The 13,874-nt window shown below is 68.7% G+C and carries 18 protein-coding genes and 1 tRNA gene; 6 read left to right on the top strand and 13 right to left on the bottom strand.

Translation table 11 applies throughout. The features are described 5' to 3' along the window. Window positions 1–433: 433 nt before the first annotated feature. A complete protein-coding gene (locus ACXJKJ_RS19535) occupies window positions 434–754 on the top strand; it encodes a hypothetical protein (RefSeq protein WP_457354539.1) in 321 nt (106 codons plus the stop codon). A gap of 70 nt (window positions 755–824) precedes the next feature. After that, window positions 825–1,427, top strand: a complete 603-nt coding sequence (locus ACXJKJ_RS19530; RefSeq protein WP_457325670.1) for a hypothetical protein — start codon at window positions 825–827, stop codon at window positions 1,425–1,427. Window positions 1,428–1,475: 48 nt separating this feature from the next. On the opposite strand, the gene ACXJKJ_RS19525 is transcribed toward ACXJKJ_RS19530, so the two are convergent. From ACXJKJ_RS19525 to ACXJKJ_RS19485, 9 genes are all read right to left on the bottom strand, one after another. Beyond that, a complete protein-coding gene (locus ACXJKJ_RS19525) occupies window positions 1,476–2,264 on the bottom strand; it encodes an ATP-binding cassette domain-containing protein (protein ID WP_457391746.1) in 789 nt (262 codons plus the stop codon). A gap of 2 nt (window positions 2,265–2,266) precedes the next feature. Beyond that, window positions 2,267–3,031: an aliphatic sulfonate ABC transporter permease SsuC gene (ssuC, locus tag ACXJKJ_RS19520; protein WP_457391744.1), complete on the bottom strand. Its 765-nt coding sequence runs from the start codon at window positions 3,029–3,031 to the stop codon at window positions 2,267–2,269. A gap of 4 nt (window positions 3,032–3,035) precedes the next feature. Further along, on the bottom strand, window positions 3,036–4,208 hold the full coding sequence (ssuD, locus tag ACXJKJ_RS19515) for an FMNH2-dependent alkanesulfonate monooxygenase (protein WP_457391743.1): 1,173 nt from the start codon (window positions 4,206–4,208) through the stop codon (window positions 3,036–3,038). After that, entirely contained in the window at window positions 4,205–5,152 is a 948-nt protein-coding gene (locus ACXJKJ_RS19510) for an aliphatic sulfonate ABC transporter substrate-binding protein (RefSeq protein WP_457391741.1), read from the bottom strand. Before ACXJKJ_RS19510 ends, ssuD begins: the two co-directional genes overlap by 4 nt. Further along, window positions 5,149–6,114 carry a sulfonate ABC transporter substrate-binding protein gene (locus ACXJKJ_RS19505; RefSeq protein ID WP_457391740.1) on the bottom strand — a complete coding sequence of 322 codons (966 nt, stop codon included), beginning with the start codon at window positions 6,112–6,114 and terminating at the stop codon, window positions 5,149–5,151. The genes ACXJKJ_RS19510 and ACXJKJ_RS19505 overlap by 4 nt, the downstream gene beginning before the upstream one ends. 46 nt (window positions 6,115–6,160) lie before the next feature. Further along, window positions 6,161–6,793, bottom strand: coding sequence for an NADPH-dependent FMN reductase (gene ssuE / locus ACXJKJ_RS19500; RefSeq protein WP_457391738.1), 633 nt, complete (start codon window positions 6,791–6,793; stop codon window positions 6,161–6,163). Between the two features lie 146 nt (window positions 6,794–6,939). Continuing rightward, the gene (locus ACXJKJ_RS19495) at window positions 6,940–7,524 is read right to left on the bottom strand and encodes a YdeI/OmpD-associated family protein (RefSeq protein ID WP_056198890.1); all 585 of its coding nucleotides are present in this window, start codon (window positions 7,522–7,524) and stop codon (window positions 6,940–6,942) included. Beyond that, a complete protein-coding gene (locus ACXJKJ_RS19490; protein ID WP_457391736.1) occupies window positions 7,517–8,866 on the bottom strand; it encodes an MFS transporter in 1,350 nt (449 codons plus the stop codon). The genes ACXJKJ_RS19495 and ACXJKJ_RS19490 overlap by 8 nt, the downstream gene beginning before the upstream one ends. Before the next feature lie 56 nt (window positions 8,867–8,922). Then, window positions 8,923–10,773 (bottom strand): aspartyl protease family protein, encoded by a 1,851-nt coding sequence (locus ACXJKJ_RS19485; RefSeq protein WP_457391735.1) that lies wholly within the window; start codon window positions 10,771–10,773, stop codon window positions 8,923–8,925. Window positions 10,774–10,824: 51 nt separating this feature from the next. Between ACXJKJ_RS19485 and ACXJKJ_RS19480 the strand changes: the two genes are divergently transcribed. Beyond that, window positions 10,825–11,568: a helix-turn-helix domain-containing protein gene (locus ACXJKJ_RS19480; RefSeq protein ID WP_457391733.1), complete on the top strand. Its 744-nt coding sequence runs from the start codon at window positions 10,825–10,827 to the stop codon at window positions 11,566–11,568. 12 nt (window positions 11,569–11,580) lie between these two features. Here the strand turns inward: ACXJKJ_RS19480 and ACXJKJ_RS19475 are convergent, their stop codons facing one another. Beyond that, window positions 11,581–12,078, bottom strand: a complete 498-nt coding sequence (locus tag ACXJKJ_RS19475) for a DUF7482 domain-containing protein (RefSeq protein WP_057295972.1) — start codon at window positions 12,076–12,078, stop codon at window positions 11,581–11,583. A gap of 76 nt (window positions 12,079–12,154) precedes the next feature. On the opposite strand from ACXJKJ_RS19475, the gene ACXJKJ_RS19470 reads away from it, so the two are divergent. Both ACXJKJ_RS19470 and ACXJKJ_RS19465 read left to right on the top strand, forming a co-directional pair. Continuing rightward, window positions 12,155–12,286: a hypothetical protein gene (locus ACXJKJ_RS19470; protein ID WP_255355184.1), complete on the top strand. Its 132-nt coding sequence runs from the start codon at window positions 12,155–12,157 to the stop codon at window positions 12,284–12,286. 97 nt (window positions 12,287–12,383) lie between these two features. Next, on the top strand, window positions 12,384–12,599 hold the full coding sequence (locus tag ACXJKJ_RS19465; protein ID WP_457391731.1) for a DUF3563 family protein: 216 nt from the start codon (window positions 12,384–12,386) through the stop codon (window positions 12,597–12,599). Window positions 12,600–12,625: 26 nt separating this feature from the next. Here ACXJKJ_RS19465 and ACXJKJ_RS19460 read toward each other — a convergent pair. Next, a tRNA-Arg gene (locus ACXJKJ_RS19460) sits at window positions 12,626–12,700 on the bottom strand. Between the two features lie 101 nt (window positions 12,701–12,801). Between ACXJKJ_RS19460 and ACXJKJ_RS19455 the strand changes: the two genes are divergently transcribed. Beyond that, entirely contained in the window at window positions 12,802–13,149 is a 348-nt protein-coding gene (locus ACXJKJ_RS19455) for a GFA family protein (RefSeq protein ID WP_056198875.1), read from the top strand. 4 nt (window positions 13,150–13,153) lie between these two features. On the opposite strand, the gene ACXJKJ_RS19450 is transcribed toward ACXJKJ_RS19455, so the two are convergent. Next, complete coding sequence (locus ACXJKJ_RS19450; protein ID WP_056198872.1) at window positions 13,154–13,477, bottom strand: hypothetical protein; 324 nt, start codon at window positions 13,475–13,477, stop codon at window positions 13,154–13,156. Between the two features lie 78 nt (window positions 13,478–13,555). Further along, a complete protein-coding gene (locus tag ACXJKJ_RS19445; protein WP_235532010.1) occupies window positions 13,556–13,858 on the bottom strand; it encodes a hypothetical protein in 303 nt (100 codons plus the stop codon). Window positions 13,859–13,874: the final 16 nt, after the last annotated feature.

Genomic DNA, 13,874 nt, shown 5'->3' with positions numbered 1-13,874 from the left:
CGATGAGGCGGTGCATCTCCAGCCGGGTCAGCGCATCCAGCGCGCCCAGCGGCGAAGACGGCCCTGCTCACTGCGGGCCGAGCGAACCGCCATCGCTTCGTGCGAGCCATGCGGCGGGCCGAGCAGGGGCGGCTCGTTCACCCGGGTGAATCCGCTCTGGTCCGGCGGGGGATTTGAAACTTACATTCCCCATATCGCCGCCTGACGCCGCCGTACGGTGGGCGGTTCAGTCCAACAGGTTTATCCGCCGCCGCTATGCCGACACTTCTTCCAACCTCGCCTGGTCGGCGGATAAACGCTATTCGTTAGCCGTCTTATGCCCATATCAGCAGGCCGAATCTACGCCCTCGCTGCATTCAGCGTAGCCGCACTATTGCTGTATGTTTGGCTCTTCCAGAACTCAGTTCCTTTTGCGCCATTCACACTCGTCGCCTTGAGTGTCGGCGCCGCAATTGCGTCCGGAGCGTCGCGGCACGCACTTCTTCCAGAACACAAGACCGTTCCTGGTCTTCTCAGCCCCGCTCACGTTCGGCTTTACCTCCCCCGCCGTGCCTATCTCGGCTTCTGGCTTTCTCTCTTCTTGCTCTTCGGCCTCTTCGCCGCCGGGTTGTTTGCCCTCGGCAATCCTTCCCGTGAGCCATCTGCGGCGTGGCTACTACTTTTGTCAGGCTGGTGGTTCTTCGAGTTCTACTTTGCAGCGGCTATGCTCATCGTCGGCGTTGTTCCCGTCACCAATTCACCCCACATGCAATGAGAGCTTCAATTAATCATTCGCTGCAGCGGACGGATTCGCTGTCCGCTTAGCTCCCACGCTGGCCATCACCATGAAGCGATTGGTCTTAGTCTGCGTAGTCGGCCTCCACTGTATGGTTCAGGGAACGACGCTGCCGCCGATTGAAGTCTCTCAGCTCTTTCAAGATGCGGACATCGTCGCTTTGGTGGAGGTGACGTCTGGTGAGACGATTGGCACGGGCGAGAAGTCCTGCGGCGCCAAGTACTCGGCCTTGATAGTCGACGGATTCAAAGGCGCTTCAGCCGGGGCAACTATTGAGTTTGGGAACTACTACGGCTACGAAATTGGAAATCGCTACGTCCTGTTCCTTGTGGGGCCTGGGAGCAGGCACGAGCCAGTGATGAGTGCCAATTCCATGCATCGCGACGCTGAGGCCGAGCACGAGAAGCGGTGTGCCTCCCGCCTTCGCAGGAACACCGTGATGCACAGCGGAAACGGTGCATTGAGAGTTCATTGGGTTGCTGACTTCCAATACAAGGACGGCGTCGCGGTGCCCACGCGCTATGTTGTTTTGCCAAGCGCCGTCTCCACAATTCCAGCGAAGGTCACGGAGACAAACGTATTCTCTGGTGAGGTTTGGGTACGCCTGCCCGAGCTGGTTAATGTGCTCAGAGGCATGGCAAGTGAGGGCTAGCAAGTCAACCGACACGGACTTCCTGCCGGCCGCCGGCCATTTCCGGCGCTAAGCCAAAGCCGGGTTGCCGACGATCTGCCGCAGCACTCGCTCCTCCAGCTCCGCAAACCCCGCCGCCGTGCGCGAGCGTGGGCGAGGCAGCGAGACCGTCGCATCCAGCGCGATGCCGCCGCGGTCGATCAGCAGCACGCGGTCGGCCAGGGCAACGGCCTCGGCGACGTCATGGGTGACGAGCAGGGCCGTGAAGCCGTGATGGCGCCAGAGCTGCTCGATGAGGCGGTGCATCTCCAGCCGGGTCAGCGCATCCAGCGCGCCCAACGGCTCGTCGAGCAGCAGCAGGCGAGGGCGGTGCACGAGAGCGCGGGCGAGTGCCACGCGCTGGCGCTGGCCGCCTGACAGCGTCGCCGGCCAGTCGCTGCCGCGGCCGGCGAGGCCAACCTGGGACAGTGCCTCCATCGCGCGGTCCCTGGCATCGGGGCCGGCGAGGCCGAGCGCGACGTTGTCGACAACGCGCTTCCAGGGCAGCAGGCGGGCGTCCTGGAACATCAGCCGGCGCTCGCCCGCCGTCCCCGCTTCGACAAGGCCGGCGCTCGGCGAGTCCAGCCCGGCGATGAGCCGCAGCAGCGTGCTCTTGCCGCAGCCGCTGCGGCCCACCAGCGCGACGAACTCGCCCGGCGCGACGGTCAGGTCCAGGTCCTGCAGCACATGGCGTGTGCCGAAGGATTTGGCAACGCCGCGCAGTTGCAGCGCCAGGCCCTGCGAGGTGCTGCGCGCCGGCGTATCGGCAACCACGGGCTCACGCGGCAGCACGGGCGTGTCGAATTCAGTGAGCCACATGGTCAGTTCCCCTCGGCGGCATAGCCGCGGTGCCAGGGCAGCCAGGCCTTCTCCAGCCCGCGCGCGACGACGTCGGCCAGCTTGCCGAGCACGGCGTAGAGCAGGATGCCGACCAGCACGATGTCGGTCTGCAGGAATTCGCGCGCATTCATCGTCAGGTAGCCGATGCCGGCCTGGGCCGACAGCGTCTCGGCGACGATCAGCAGCACCCACATCAGCCCGAGCGAGAAGCGCAGGCCGACGAGGATGGACGGCAAGGCGCCGGGCAGGATGACCTGCCGGTACAGCTGGAAGCCCGACAGGCCGTAGCTGCGCGCCATCTCGATGAGGTCGCGGTCGACGTTGCGGATGCCGTGGAAGGTGTTGAGGTAGACCGGGAAGAACACACCCACGGCGACCAGCACCAGCTTGGCGGCCTCGTCGATGCCGAACCACAGGATGACCAGCGGGATCAGCGCCAGCGCGGGGATATTGCGCACCATCTGCAGCGTCGTGTCCAGCAGCGTCTCGGCCGCGCGCCAGGTGCCGGTCAGCAGGCCCAGCAACAGGCCGAGGCCGCCGCCGATGGCCAGCGCCGAGAAGGCCCGCGCCGCGCTGACGGCGACGTGATGCGCCAATTCGCCCGAGCGCAGCAGCTGCCAGAAGGCGGCCAGCACCGCGGCGGGCTCGGGCAGGATGCGCGCAGACAGCACCCCGCTGCGCGAGGCGATCTCCCAGGCGACGAGGAGAGCTGCGGGCAGCAGCCAGGGGATGAGGCGGCGCAACATCGGTTCAGCTCGCGGAAACGGCCTTGGGCACGTAGCTGTTGGCCACGACTTCGCCGAACGGGCCGGTCAGCACGGGCGCGGTGAGCTTCTCGCGCACGCCCAGCGGCAGCAGCGGGAACACCAGTTCCGCAAAGCGGTGGGCCTCGTCCAGATGCGGATAGCCGCTGAGGATGAAGTACTCCAGACCGATGTCCGAGTATTCCTTGATGCGGTCCGCCACCTGCTGCGGGCTGCCCACCAGGGCCGTGCCCGCGCCACCGCGCACCAGGCCCACGCCGGCCCACAGATTCGGCGCGATCTCCAGCCCCTGGCGCACATCGGCCTTGTTGAACTGGCCGCCGTGCAGTTCGGCCATGCGGCGCTGGCCGACCGAGTCCATGCTCTTGAAGCGCGCCTGGGCCGCGGCCACGGTGGCTTCGTCTAGCTCGGACAGCAGCTCGCCGGCGGCGCGCCAGGCTTCATCTTCGGTCTCGCGCACGATGACATGCAGGCGGATGCCGTAGTGCAGGCGGCGGCCTCGTGCCGCGGCGCGTTCGCGCACATCGGCGAGTTTTTTCTCGACCTCGGCCGGCGGTTCGCCCCAGGTCAGGTACGTGTCGACCTGCTCCGCAGCCAGGTCGTGCGCCGGGCCTGAGGAGCCGCCGAAGAACACCGGCGGGTAGGGCTTGTTGATGGGCGGGTAGAGCACCTTGCCGCCCTTGACGCTGAGATGCTCACCATCCAGGTCCAGCGGCTCGCCGGTGTGCGAGCGGGCCAGCAGTTCGCGCCAGATGCGGATGAACTCGGCGCTCTGCTCGTAGCGCGCCGCGTGATCGAGGAACTGCCCGTCGCCGGCCAGCTCGTCGGGGTCGCCGCCGGTGACGAGGTTGACGAGCAGGCGGCCGCCCGAGAGGCGGTCCAGCGTGGCGGCCATGCGGGCGCTCTGCGACGGCGCGACGAGGCCGGGCCGCAGCGCGACAAGGAACTTCAGGTTCTTGGTGGCGTCGATGAGGCTGGCCGCGACGATCCACGAGTCTTCGCAGCTGCGGCCGGTGGGCAGCAGCACACCCTCGTAGCCGAGGCTGTCGGCGGCAATGGCGATCTGCTTGAAGTAGGCATGGTCGGCCACGCGGGCGCCGCGCGAGCTGCCGAGATAGCGGCTGTCGCCGTGGGTGGGGATGAACCAGAAGATCTTCATGCTTTCACCTGTGCAATGGCATCGGCAACGCGGATGGGGCGGGGGATCAGCGCGAGCTCGGCGAAGGCGTCGGCCACCTGCTGCTGCTCGCGGACCAGGTCGGGCGTCAGCGGTCCGACGGGCGCGGCACCGCGGCGCTCGACCATGCGTTGCACGATCGCCGCGGGCAGGCCGGCGAATTCGGCATAGCGCTGCACCGCGTCCTTGCGATCGGTGCGCACGCGCGTGTCGGTGTCGGTCAGGGCCTGGAACAGTGTCTTCACCAGGGCCGGCTGCTGGCTCAGCGCGCGCGACGCCAGATAGAAGGTGTTGTTGCTCGTCAGGCCGCGGCTGGTGGCCAGCGCGCGCAGCTCGCCGCTGATCTCGGCGGCGGCGTAGTAGGGGTCCCACACGGCCCAGGCGTCGACCGAGCCGCGCTCGAAGGCGGCGCGGGCGTCGGCGGGTGGCAGGTAGACAGGCTGGATGTCGGCCCAGGCCAGGCCCGCCTTCTTCACAGCCTGCACGGTCAGGAAGTGTGCGCTGCTGCCCTTCTGCAGCGCCACGCGTCGGCCCTTCAGGTCGGCCAGCGTCTTCAGCGGGGAATCGGGCTTGACGAGCACGGCCGAGCTGTCCGGCTTGGGCGGCTCGGCGCCCACGTAGACAACGTCTTTGCCCGCGGCCTGCGCGAACACCGGTGGCGCGTCGCCGGTGGCGCCGAGGTCGACGCTGCCCAGTGCCAGGGCCTCCAGCAACTGCGGGCCGGCGGGGAACTCGGTCCACTGGATGCGGGTGCCAGGCAAGCGCTGCTCCAGCAGGCCGTAGCTCTTCAGCAGGGCGAGGTTGAGCGAGCCCTTCTGGAAGCCAATCCGAAGTTGCGTGGGTGCATCGGCCTTGGCGCGCGTCCAGACCGCGGCCGTCGTGGCCAGGATGGCGATGGCCGCACGGCGCGTGGCGTTGGCGCTCATCGCGCGGCCTCCGCAACGGTGGTGGCGGGCAGCGCATCGGCGACGCGGATGGGCTTGGGAATCAGGCCGAGGGCGTGGAAGGCGTCGGCGATCTTCTGCTGCTCGGCGGCGACGGCCGCTGTCAGCGGCTTCACGCCGAACTGGTAGCGCGTCAGGCTCTTCTCGACGACCTCGGGCTCCAGCCCCTGCAGCGGCGCGATGACGGCCGCCGCGGCCTTGACGTTGGCCTTCACATGGGCGGCCTGGGCCTGGTTGTCGTCAAACAGCGCCTGGATGACCTGCGGGTGCTGCTGCGCGAAGCCACGCTCGGCCAGGTAGTAGGCGTAGTTGTTGACCAGGCCGCGGCCGTCCTGCAGCAGGCGCGCACCGCTCTGCTTCTCGACGGCGGCGAGGAAGGGGTCCCAGATCACCCAGGCATCCACCGCGCCGCGCTCGAAGGCGGCGCGTGCATCGGCCGGCGGCAGGTAGACGGGCTGCACGTCGCTGTACTTCAGGCCCTGCTTCTCCAGCGCCTTCACGAGCAGGTAGTGCACGTTGCTGCCCTTGTTCAGCGCGATCTTCTTGCCCTTCAGGTCGGCCAGCGTCTTGATGGCGGAATCCTTGGGCACGACGATGGCTTCGGCCTCGGGCGCTGCCGGGTCGAAGCCGATGTAGACGAAGCGCGCGCCAGCCGCCTGCGCAAAGATGGGCGGCGCCTCGCCGACAAAGCCCACGTCGACGGCACCGACGTTCAGGCCCTCGAGCAGCTGCGGGCCGGCCGGGAACTCCACCCACTTCACGGCGACGCCGAGGGAGCTGAGCTTCTTCTCGAGCGAGCCCGAGGACTTCTGCAGCGTCAACAGGCTGGCGGATTTCTGGAAGCCGATGCGCAGCGTTGTCTGGGCAGAAGCGTGCAGGCTGGTGGCCGCGATCAGCAGCGGCGCGGTCCAGCGGAAGACATGTCGAAGAGAGCGGAAAAGCATGAAGAGCGTCCTGTGCAAAAAGATCCCGGCGCTCGGGCGCACCCGATCAGCGCCCGAGCGCCGGGATGAAGTCGCCGGTCCCGTGCGGGAGGCGAGGAGACAAGCGGTGGTGAAGCTGGCCTTGCGGCGTCGACAGCTGAGTGGGTTCTGACGAGTTCCGCATTCGTGGCGTCAGCGGAGCGAGGGCACGGTCCAGCCGTGCAATCAGATCGGGCTCCGGCACGAAGCCGCCGGCCTCATGACGGCGCAATTGAGCGTCAGTGGCGAATACGCCGTCGAGCACATGGCGGGCGCCCAGGGCCGACAGCACGGGCTTGAGGGCATAGTCCAGTGCCAGGAAATGAGCCGCGCTGCCCCCCGTGGCCAGCGGCAGCACGACCTTGCCTCGCAGCGCATCGGGCGGGAGCAGATCGAGGAAGACCTTGAGCAGGCCGCTGTAGGCCGCCTTGTAGATGGGTGTGCCGACGACGACCAGGTCGGCCTGCTCGACGGCCTGCACGGCGGCGGCTATCGCCCGGTCCTGCACGTCCGCCGTCAGCAGCGCTGCGGCGGGCAGCTCGCGCACGAGGATGTCGTCGTGATGCGTGGCGCGGCCTTCCAGGCGCGTCAGCGCGAACTGCGTGAGCCAGGCGGAGCGCGAGCGTTCGCTGGGGCTGGCTGAGAGGCTGGTGACGTGCATGGCGGCCGGTGTCGGTTGATGCCTTGCACGATAGGGAAACCGCCTTCCTCGCGGAACGAAGGAAAGCGGGGATGCTTATTCGCAGAGCGTTGGCGCGTGTTTGGCTGGCGGCCCGTGCACGACGGTTGCGCCACAGCACCGCGGGCCTAGCCGCCGCCGCGTTCAACAGGCGCGCAAGCCCCCTCGAGGGTGTCGATCAGCTTCGCGAGCTGCACCTGTCTGGCCCGTTCATCGCGCGCCGTCAGCAGCTTCAGGATCCATGCGTACTGGCGCGTGCGGCCGAGCGACTCGAACGCCGCGCTGGCGAGCGGGTGGCTCGCCAGCGCGACGGCCAGGTCGTGCGGAATGCCGGCGGTGCGCTGCGGCGCATAGGCGGCGGCCCAGCGGCCGTCGGCCCGGGCTGCATCGATCTCGGCCTGGCCCGTGGCCCGCATGCGGCCCGCGGCAGCCAGCACCGCCACCTTGTCCACATTGATCTGCGACCAGCGGCTGCCTGGGCGGCGAGGCACGTACTTCTGCAGGTAGTGGCGCTCGTCCAGCGCCCTGCGTTGGCCGGAGATCCAGCCGAAGCAAAGGCCCACGTCGACCGCCTCGTCGCTCGTCAGCGAGGGCAGGCCCGACCCCTTCCTGGCAATCTTGAGCCAGACGCCACCCTGGAGATCGACATGCGCCTCCAGCCAGGCCTCGAATTCGGCGGCGTCGCGAAAAGCGATCACCGGTGCTTCAGCCATGGCCGTCGTCCGGCGCCTGCCGCCAGGCGAGCACGATGAGCAGGGTGAACGCAATGCCTGCCGCAATCGTGCAGGCGGCATGGGCGATCCCCTGGGCACGCGCCGCGCGCAGCGCCTGCGCGGCCACCCCGCCGCTGGCGTGGTTGGCAATCAACACCAGCACCGCGAGGCCGACGGCCGCACCGATGCCCGAGGCGGTGGAGACGATGCCCGCGGCCACGCCTTGCCGGTCGTCTGGGACACCCTGGGCAGCCGCGATGAACATGGCCGTGAACATGGCGCCATCGCCGAGGCTGACGACCACCATGCCAGGCAGCAGGTCCAGGTAGCCGGCGTCGGGCCGGGCGGCCAGGCCGATCATGAGCGCGCCGGCGGCGCCCACGAGCAGCGCGCCTGCCATCGTGCGGCGCAGGCCGAAGCGGGTGGCCAGCCGGCCGGCTGCCGCCGACGCCCCGGTCACGACGGCCGTGGGCACCAGGAAGGCCAGGCCGGCGTGCAGGGCGTCGTAGCCGAGCACATCCTGAAAGAAGAGGGACAGGAAGTAGAGCAGCGTGCCGAAGGTGGCCATGAACAGTGCGGCGACGACCGCGGCGAGTGCAAGCCAGCCGTTTCGCAACAGGGCCAGCGGCAGGATCGGGTCGGCGCTGCGCCGCTCGACGGCGACGAAGGCCCCGGCCAGCGCGAGCCCGGCGAGCAGGGCTGCGAGGATCCATGGCGATGTCCAGCCCAGCTCGGGCCCCTGGACCAGGGCCAGGACGATGAGCGTGACGCAGGCCGTGGCGCTGATTGCGCCGGGAAGGTCGAACGGCCGCGACAGGTCGAGCGGCCCGTCGTGCGCGATCAGCGCGAAGGTGGCCGCCAGCGCCGCGCCGGCGAGGGGCACGTTGACGAGGAAGACGGCCCGCCACCCGAAGCCGCTGGTCAGCGCCCCGCCCGCCAGCACGCCGACCACCAGCCCAGCCGCGCCCGCGCCGGCCCAGAAGCCGAGTGCCTGGTTGCGGGCCGGGCCTTGTTTGAACAGCACGTTGATCAGCGCCAGGGTACTGGGGAACACGAGGGCGCCGCCGAGGCCCTGGAAGGCACGGGCCACCAGTTGTTGCGCCGTGCCGGTCGCCAGGCCTCCGGCCAGGGACGCCAGGCAGTACAGCAACAGGCCCACGGCCAGAACCCTGCGCCGGCCCAGCAGGTCCGACGCGCGGCCGCCGAGCAGCAGGAAACCGCTCGACGCAATCGCGTAGGCACTGATGACCGATTGCAGTGTCTGGGACGAGTAGCCCAGGTCCCGGCCGATGTCCGGCAGCGCAACCACCACGATGTACTGGTCGAGCGAGACGATGAACATGGCCAGCGACAGCAGCAGCAGGACGGCGCGTGTTCGCCGGCGTTCGTCGTGGCTGCTCACAGCCGCTCCCGCAGCACCAGCACGACGCTGCATGGCTCGGTGCCGCGCCGCATGCCCAGCGTGATGCGATCGCCATCCGCCCGGGTGCGCAGCAGCGCCCGTGTCGCGGACAGCTCATCGGCCCGCGCCGCCCGGCCATCGAGGGTGAGGAGCCGGTCACCGACGGCAACCCCTGCTGCCTCCGCCGGGCCGCCGGGAGAGACGTGGGCCACGACGAAGCCCTCGTCGGCCGCGTTGAGCCACATGCCCGAGCGATCGAAGCGGCCCGCGTCGACAGGCGGCGGGACGATGGGCTTGAGGTACATGCGCTGGCGCGAGTAGTCGAAGCTGGTCACGAAGCGCTTGAGCAGCCCGCTGCCGATGTTGCCGTCGAAGTTGGCATCGCTGAAGGAGCCGGCCCTGGCGCCCGACAGCGCCGCCACCGGTGCGGTGATGGAGACCGGCCCGATCGACAGCGACGGCAGCCGCACGACCTCCGACATCGAGGGGCCGCCGACGCCCCAGCCGGTCATGGCGGTGACGGCGCCGGGGAAGCGTTCGCGCAGGCGGCGAGCGGCGACGAAGGGGCTCGTGAGGTCTACCTCGCTGCGCGAGCCGGTGTCGATGTCGAACAGCGCCGGGATGTCGCCCACGCGGCCTTCGACCTGCGGCAGGTGGTCGTAGAACTTGAAGGGGATGGCCGTGCCCGCGTCGCCGGCATCGAAGGCGTCAAAGCGGCTGAACGTCAACGTGCTGTGCTGGTAGTCGATGCGCAGCGCCAGGCGGCGCAGCAGCTCGAAGCCGACCATGCCGTCGACCCGGATGCCTTCGACAGCCGGGTCGTAGATGTCCATGGTGATCGCCGTCTGGTCTTGCATGCGGACCGGGCCGAGCGCGATCTCGCGCACCTTCGCATAGCCGCTGGTCGTCGTCTTCTCGCCGGCGCCCGCCGACGGTGAGGCGCCCTGGGCGTCAAGGCCCGCCTCGGCCACCACGCGGGACGAAAGGATGGTGTGGCCGCCCGTGTCGACGATGAAGGTGTAGGGGCCGTGGCCGTTGACGTGCGCCTCGACGTAGATGTGGTTGTTCAGCAGCCGGAACGGGATGCTGGCCCGGCGGGCGCCGTCGGCCAGGGTGACCCCCTGTGGCGGATCGGCCGGCATGGCGTAGGCGGTGCGGGGCCGCCGCGGTGGCGAGCTGACGTCGAGCAGCCGCATCGTCGCCAGGCCGGACTCGCCGGTGCCGCCGTCGACGATGACGCGGCCAGCCAACTGCGCGCCGCCCTGGCGGACGTAGTCCTCGTAGGTCGTGCGGGTGTCGAAGAACATCTGGCGCTCGGCGATGCGGGCGAGCAGCCCGCTGCCGGCGTCGAACCAGGCGTCAAAACGCGAGCCGCCGCGAGGCGTCACGGCGAGATGCTCCAGGGCGCGGCCGTCCAGCGTCTCGCGGCCCAGTGCCTCGATGCGGGCGCCGCCGCGATCCCGGCGCCACCACAGGTTGGCCAGCCGGTAGGCTTCGTTGATCGCCAGGCGCACCCGGTCACCGCCCTGCTGGGGCGTGCAGGCGCCCGAGATGTCGCGCATCCACGGCAGGCGGCCGTCAAAGCCGTTCGCCACCGTGATCGGGCCGAGTTCACTGTCCGTGACGAAGGCGCCGCTGGCGGTGTCGAACCGCGTGACGACGGTGCCAACCAGCCCCTGGCCCGAATAGGCGTAGCGCAATGCCAGGCTGCCTGCCTTGGCGGGTTCACCTGTCGCCGCCCGGTGCGCGGCCAGCACGTGCTGTGCGGTGGCTGCAGCCGACACGCATGGCAGGGCCAGCAGGGCGGCGGCTGTCCACCAGGCGCGCAAACTCGAAAACATGGTCATGCAGGCATCCCTCAGAATGAGGCCAGTTTGTGGCCGATTGCACAGCCTGTCTTGAACCGAATTCACCTGCCAAAAGGCGCACCCGGCGCACCCGGCGCCTGCCGCCCGCTGACCGCCGGGCCGATGCGCCATCCGCCGCGCGAGCGGCTGGGCCGGCACCGGCATGACGAAGCCTTCGTCGCGCTGGTGCTCGCCGGCGGCTATGTCGAGGCGGGCGACACGGGGCGGCACCACCTGCGGGCGGGGGATGTACTCGCCCACTGCCGCTGGGAGTACCACCTGGACGAAGTGGCCGGCAGTGGCGCCCAGGTGCTGATCCTGCCTTTGCCCACCGCCTGGCAAGGTGCCACCCATGCCGCCGCCAGCGACCCGGACGCGGTGGTCCGGCTGGCGGAACGGGACCTGGATGCGGCGCTGGACCTGCTGACCGCCAGCCTGACGGAGTTGCCGATTCCCGCTCCGGACTGGCCCGACCTGCTGGCGGCACGGCTGCGCCAGGATCCTGATGCACCGGTGGCTTCGTGGGCGCGCGAACTCGGCCTGCACCCGGGCAGCCTTGCGCGCGGCTTCCGCCAGGTCTTCGGTGTGACGCCGGCAGCTTACCGCCTGTTCCAGCGCACCCATCGCGCGCTCGGCCACATCGCCCGGGGCGACGCCGGCCTGGCCGCCGTGGCCGCCCAGTGCCGCTTCGCCGACCAGGCGCACATGAGCCGTGCCATCCGCCGCATGACCGGGCTGGCGCCCTCCCAACTGCGCGGCACTCTCAGTGGCGGGGGCGACCGGCCGAAGGGATGATGCCTTGCTGGCTCAGCGCACGCCTTGTAGCGCGGCGCCACGTGCCCGCACGACGGGCCAGTTCGCGACGATCTTGGTGGGAGTCAGCTGGACCTCGCCCTTTTCCTCGGCCGCCAGCACGGCCTCCTCGGATTTGAGTGTGTGCGGTGTGACGCCGGGCTTCCAGCGCACCATGACCAGCACCCACAGCGGGCTGTAGGTCGCGTCGGCATTGGCGCCGCCCACGGGCCTCGGGATGGAGGGCAGCACGGTGGCCTGCTCGTCGCCCGGGAACTTGTAGGCCTTCTCGACGGGCATGCCGGGCTTGAGCGTCTGGGCCAGGGCGGGCACGTAGTTGATGCCCTGCTTCTTGGCGATGCCCGGGTCGGAGATGTCCGTGCTGACGTAATGCACGATCTCGCCCTCGAACCACGCTTCCTTCAGGGGCAGGGTGACTTCGTCGGCTGCCCAGCTGGTGGCTGCGCCCAGCAGCAGGGCAGCACTCAGTGCACGGATGACGGGTTTAGGCATTGCGGTTCCTCGTAGAAGGCGAGACGCGATTCTTGCGCACTGGCGGCAGCTCTGATCGAGCGCCTGGACCTCAAGAATGCCGGACGATCTCAACACCCACGTTGACGAGGATCAGTTGCCCACCCATCAAGCGGCGGATTTCGCATTGAGCCGCCTGTCATCGATGCCCGGCGGCCCGGGCAGCCAGCTGTGTCTGCAGCTGCGTTGATACAGCCGAGTGAACTCACGCCCCTTCTGTGCCTTTGCAACAGCGTGGGCGGTACCTATCGTGATTCATCGCATTCGAGCCTCACGAAGGAGCACCCATGCAACGTACCGCCACCTTGTTTTCAAAATCTGTCGTCACCGGCTCGACGTCGCGCTTGGGCGCATGGCTGCTGAACCTGAGGGACGCGTTCACACGGGATGACGACGAGCGCTTTCTTAGCGAAGCCCGGGATCTCGCCGATCTGGAAAGACGGCTGCGACGCCTGGAACAGGGCCGCTCAGAGCGCTTTGGCCCGCTGCCTGGCGTTTTGTGAGGTCGCATTGCCAGGTCGAGCCTTCGTGGTCCCTCCGACAGGAATCGAACCTGTATCTGCCGCTTAGGAGGCGGCCGTTCTATCCATTGAACTACGGAGAGCACCGTTGGCGCCGTGAGGACGCCGGGCAGGCGGCGCGCATTCTCGCATGGGGTCTCGCGGGCTTTCTGGCAGCATCCGCCTACTCAAGGAGACACGCGACATGACGCACCAAGGAAGTTGCCACTGCGGCCACATCAAGTTCGAGGTCGAGGGCGAGATCGGCTCCGCCTTGTCCTGCAACTGTTCGATCTGCCAGCGCAAGGGATCGCTGCTGTGGTTCGTGCCGCGCAGCGCATTGAAACTGCTGACGCCGGAGCAGAACGCCAGCAGCTACACCTTCAACAAGCATGTCATCCAGCATCGCTTCTGCCCGACCTGTGGCATGCATCCCTATGGCGAAGGCAAGGGGCCGGACGGCTCGGCGATGGCAGCCATCAACATCCGCTGCCTGGAGGACATCGACCTGAAGGCCGTGCCCGTCACGGAGTTTGACGGGCGCTCGAAATAGGCCTTTAGAACTGCGCGACCAGATGGGGCTGGCCGGCCACCCGTGTCAGCACGCGGCGGGGCTGGTGCAGGGTGCCGCCACGCGTCGCGCGGGCCACGGCGGCCTGGACGGCGTCCAGCAGGGCGGTGAGAAGCGGGCGCTCGCCATTGCAACGCGAGCGGGGAATGACCAGGGCGAGGTCCATGGCCTCGCTGCCTTGCAGTTCCAGGCTGGCGTGAACGACCAGCGTGGACGGGGTACTGAGGGAGACGTCGAGATCGGCATCGACAAGATCGGCGGCGACCGGCAGATGGGGCACGGTCTGCGCAGAGAGTGAGTCTGTGAACATGGCCTGAATCCTCGCGGAGGGTCTTGGCGCCCGCTGTCGGGCAGACCAGGGTGGGGCTGTAGGACGGCGCCTGATTGCTCAGGAATGCATCACCGGCAGGGCCTGCTTGACGGTCGGTTTGTCGAACAGGCGGCCGATCAGTGCCCGCGCAAAGAAGTAGTCGTTGCGCAGCTTGTCGCCGAGGGCATCAAGGCCGACGCGGCCCTGGCGGTCGCAGGGGATGTCCAGGCCGGCGCCCTGGTAGGTCAGCGGCTCGAAGTGCAGCAGATGGGTGAGCTCTGGCTCAGCCCGCAGGGTTTCGGCGATGGTCGCCTTGTGCGCGGACTGAGGAAGCGGCAGCGAAGCGGGTGCTGTTGGCGTGGTGAGCTGAACCTGGGTCATGGTGAACCTCCATCGG

The organism is Roseateles sp. P5_E1, assembly GCF_054049335.1.
The sequence above is the reverse complement of the archived record's forward strand: the minus strand, read 5'-3'. Positions and strand labels throughout refer to the sequence as shown.

Coding starts and splice junctions, on each gene's coding strand:
- ACXJKJ_RS19505 (WP_457391740.1), bottom strand. CDS start 6,114: ATGCTTTTCCGCTCTCTTCGACATGTCTTCCGCTGGACCGCGCCGCTG.
- ssuC (WP_457391744.1), bottom strand. CDS start 3,031: ATGTTGCGCCGCCTCATCCCCTGGCTGCTGCCCGCAGCTCTCCTCGTC.
- ACXJKJ_RS19530 (WP_457325670.1), top strand. CDS start 825: ATGAAGCGATTGGTCTTAGTCTGCGTAGTCGGCCTCCACTGTATGGTT.
- ACXJKJ_RS19490 (WP_457391736.1), bottom strand. CDS start 8,866: ATGTTCATCGTCTCGCTCGACCAGTACATCGTGGTGGTTGCGCTGCCG.
- ssuE (WP_457391738.1), bottom strand. CDS start 6,793: ATGCACGTCACCAGCCTCTCAGCCAGCCCCAGCGAACGCTCGCGCTCC.
- ACXJKJ_RS19475 (WP_057295972.1), bottom strand. CDS start 12,078: ATGCCTAAACCCGTCATCCGTGCACTGAGTGCTGCCCTGCTGCTGGGC.
- ACXJKJ_RS19445 (WP_235532010.1), bottom strand. CDS start 13,858: ATGACCCAGGTTCAGCTCACCACGCCAACAGCACCCGCTTCGCTGCCG.
- ssuD (WP_457391743.1), bottom strand. CDS start 4,208: ATGAAGATCTTCTGGTTCATCCCCACCCACGGCGACAGCCGCTATCTC.
- ACXJKJ_RS19450 (WP_056198872.1), bottom strand. CDS start 13,477: ATGTTCACAGACTCACTCTCTGCGCAGACCGTGCCCCATCTGCCGGTC.
- ACXJKJ_RS19465 (WP_457391731.1), top strand. CDS start 12,384: ATGCAACGTACCGCCACCTTGTTTTCAAAATCTGTCGTCACCGGCTCG.
- ACXJKJ_RS19455 (WP_056198875.1), top strand. CDS start 12,802: ATGACGCACCAAGGAAGTTGCCACTGCGGCCACATCAAGTTCGAGGTC.
- ACXJKJ_RS19495 (WP_056198890.1), bottom strand. CDS start 7,524: ATGGCTGAAGCACCGGTGATCGCTTTTCGCGACGCCGCCGAATTCGAG.
- ACXJKJ_RS19525 (WP_457391746.1), bottom strand. CDS start 2,264: ATGTGGCTCACTGAATTCGACACGCCCGTGCTGCCGCGTGAGCCCGTG.
- ACXJKJ_RS19470 (WP_255355184.1), top strand. CDS start 12,155: ATGCCGGACGATCTCAACACCCACGTTGACGAGGATCAGTTGCCCACC.
- ACXJKJ_RS19510 (WP_457391741.1), bottom strand. CDS start 5,152: ATGAGCGCCAACGCCACGCGCCGTGCGGCCATCGCCATCCTGGCCACG.
- ACXJKJ_RS19485 (WP_457391735.1), bottom strand. CDS start 10,773: ATGACCATGTTTTCGAGTTTGCGCGCCTGGTGGACAGCCGCCGCCCTG.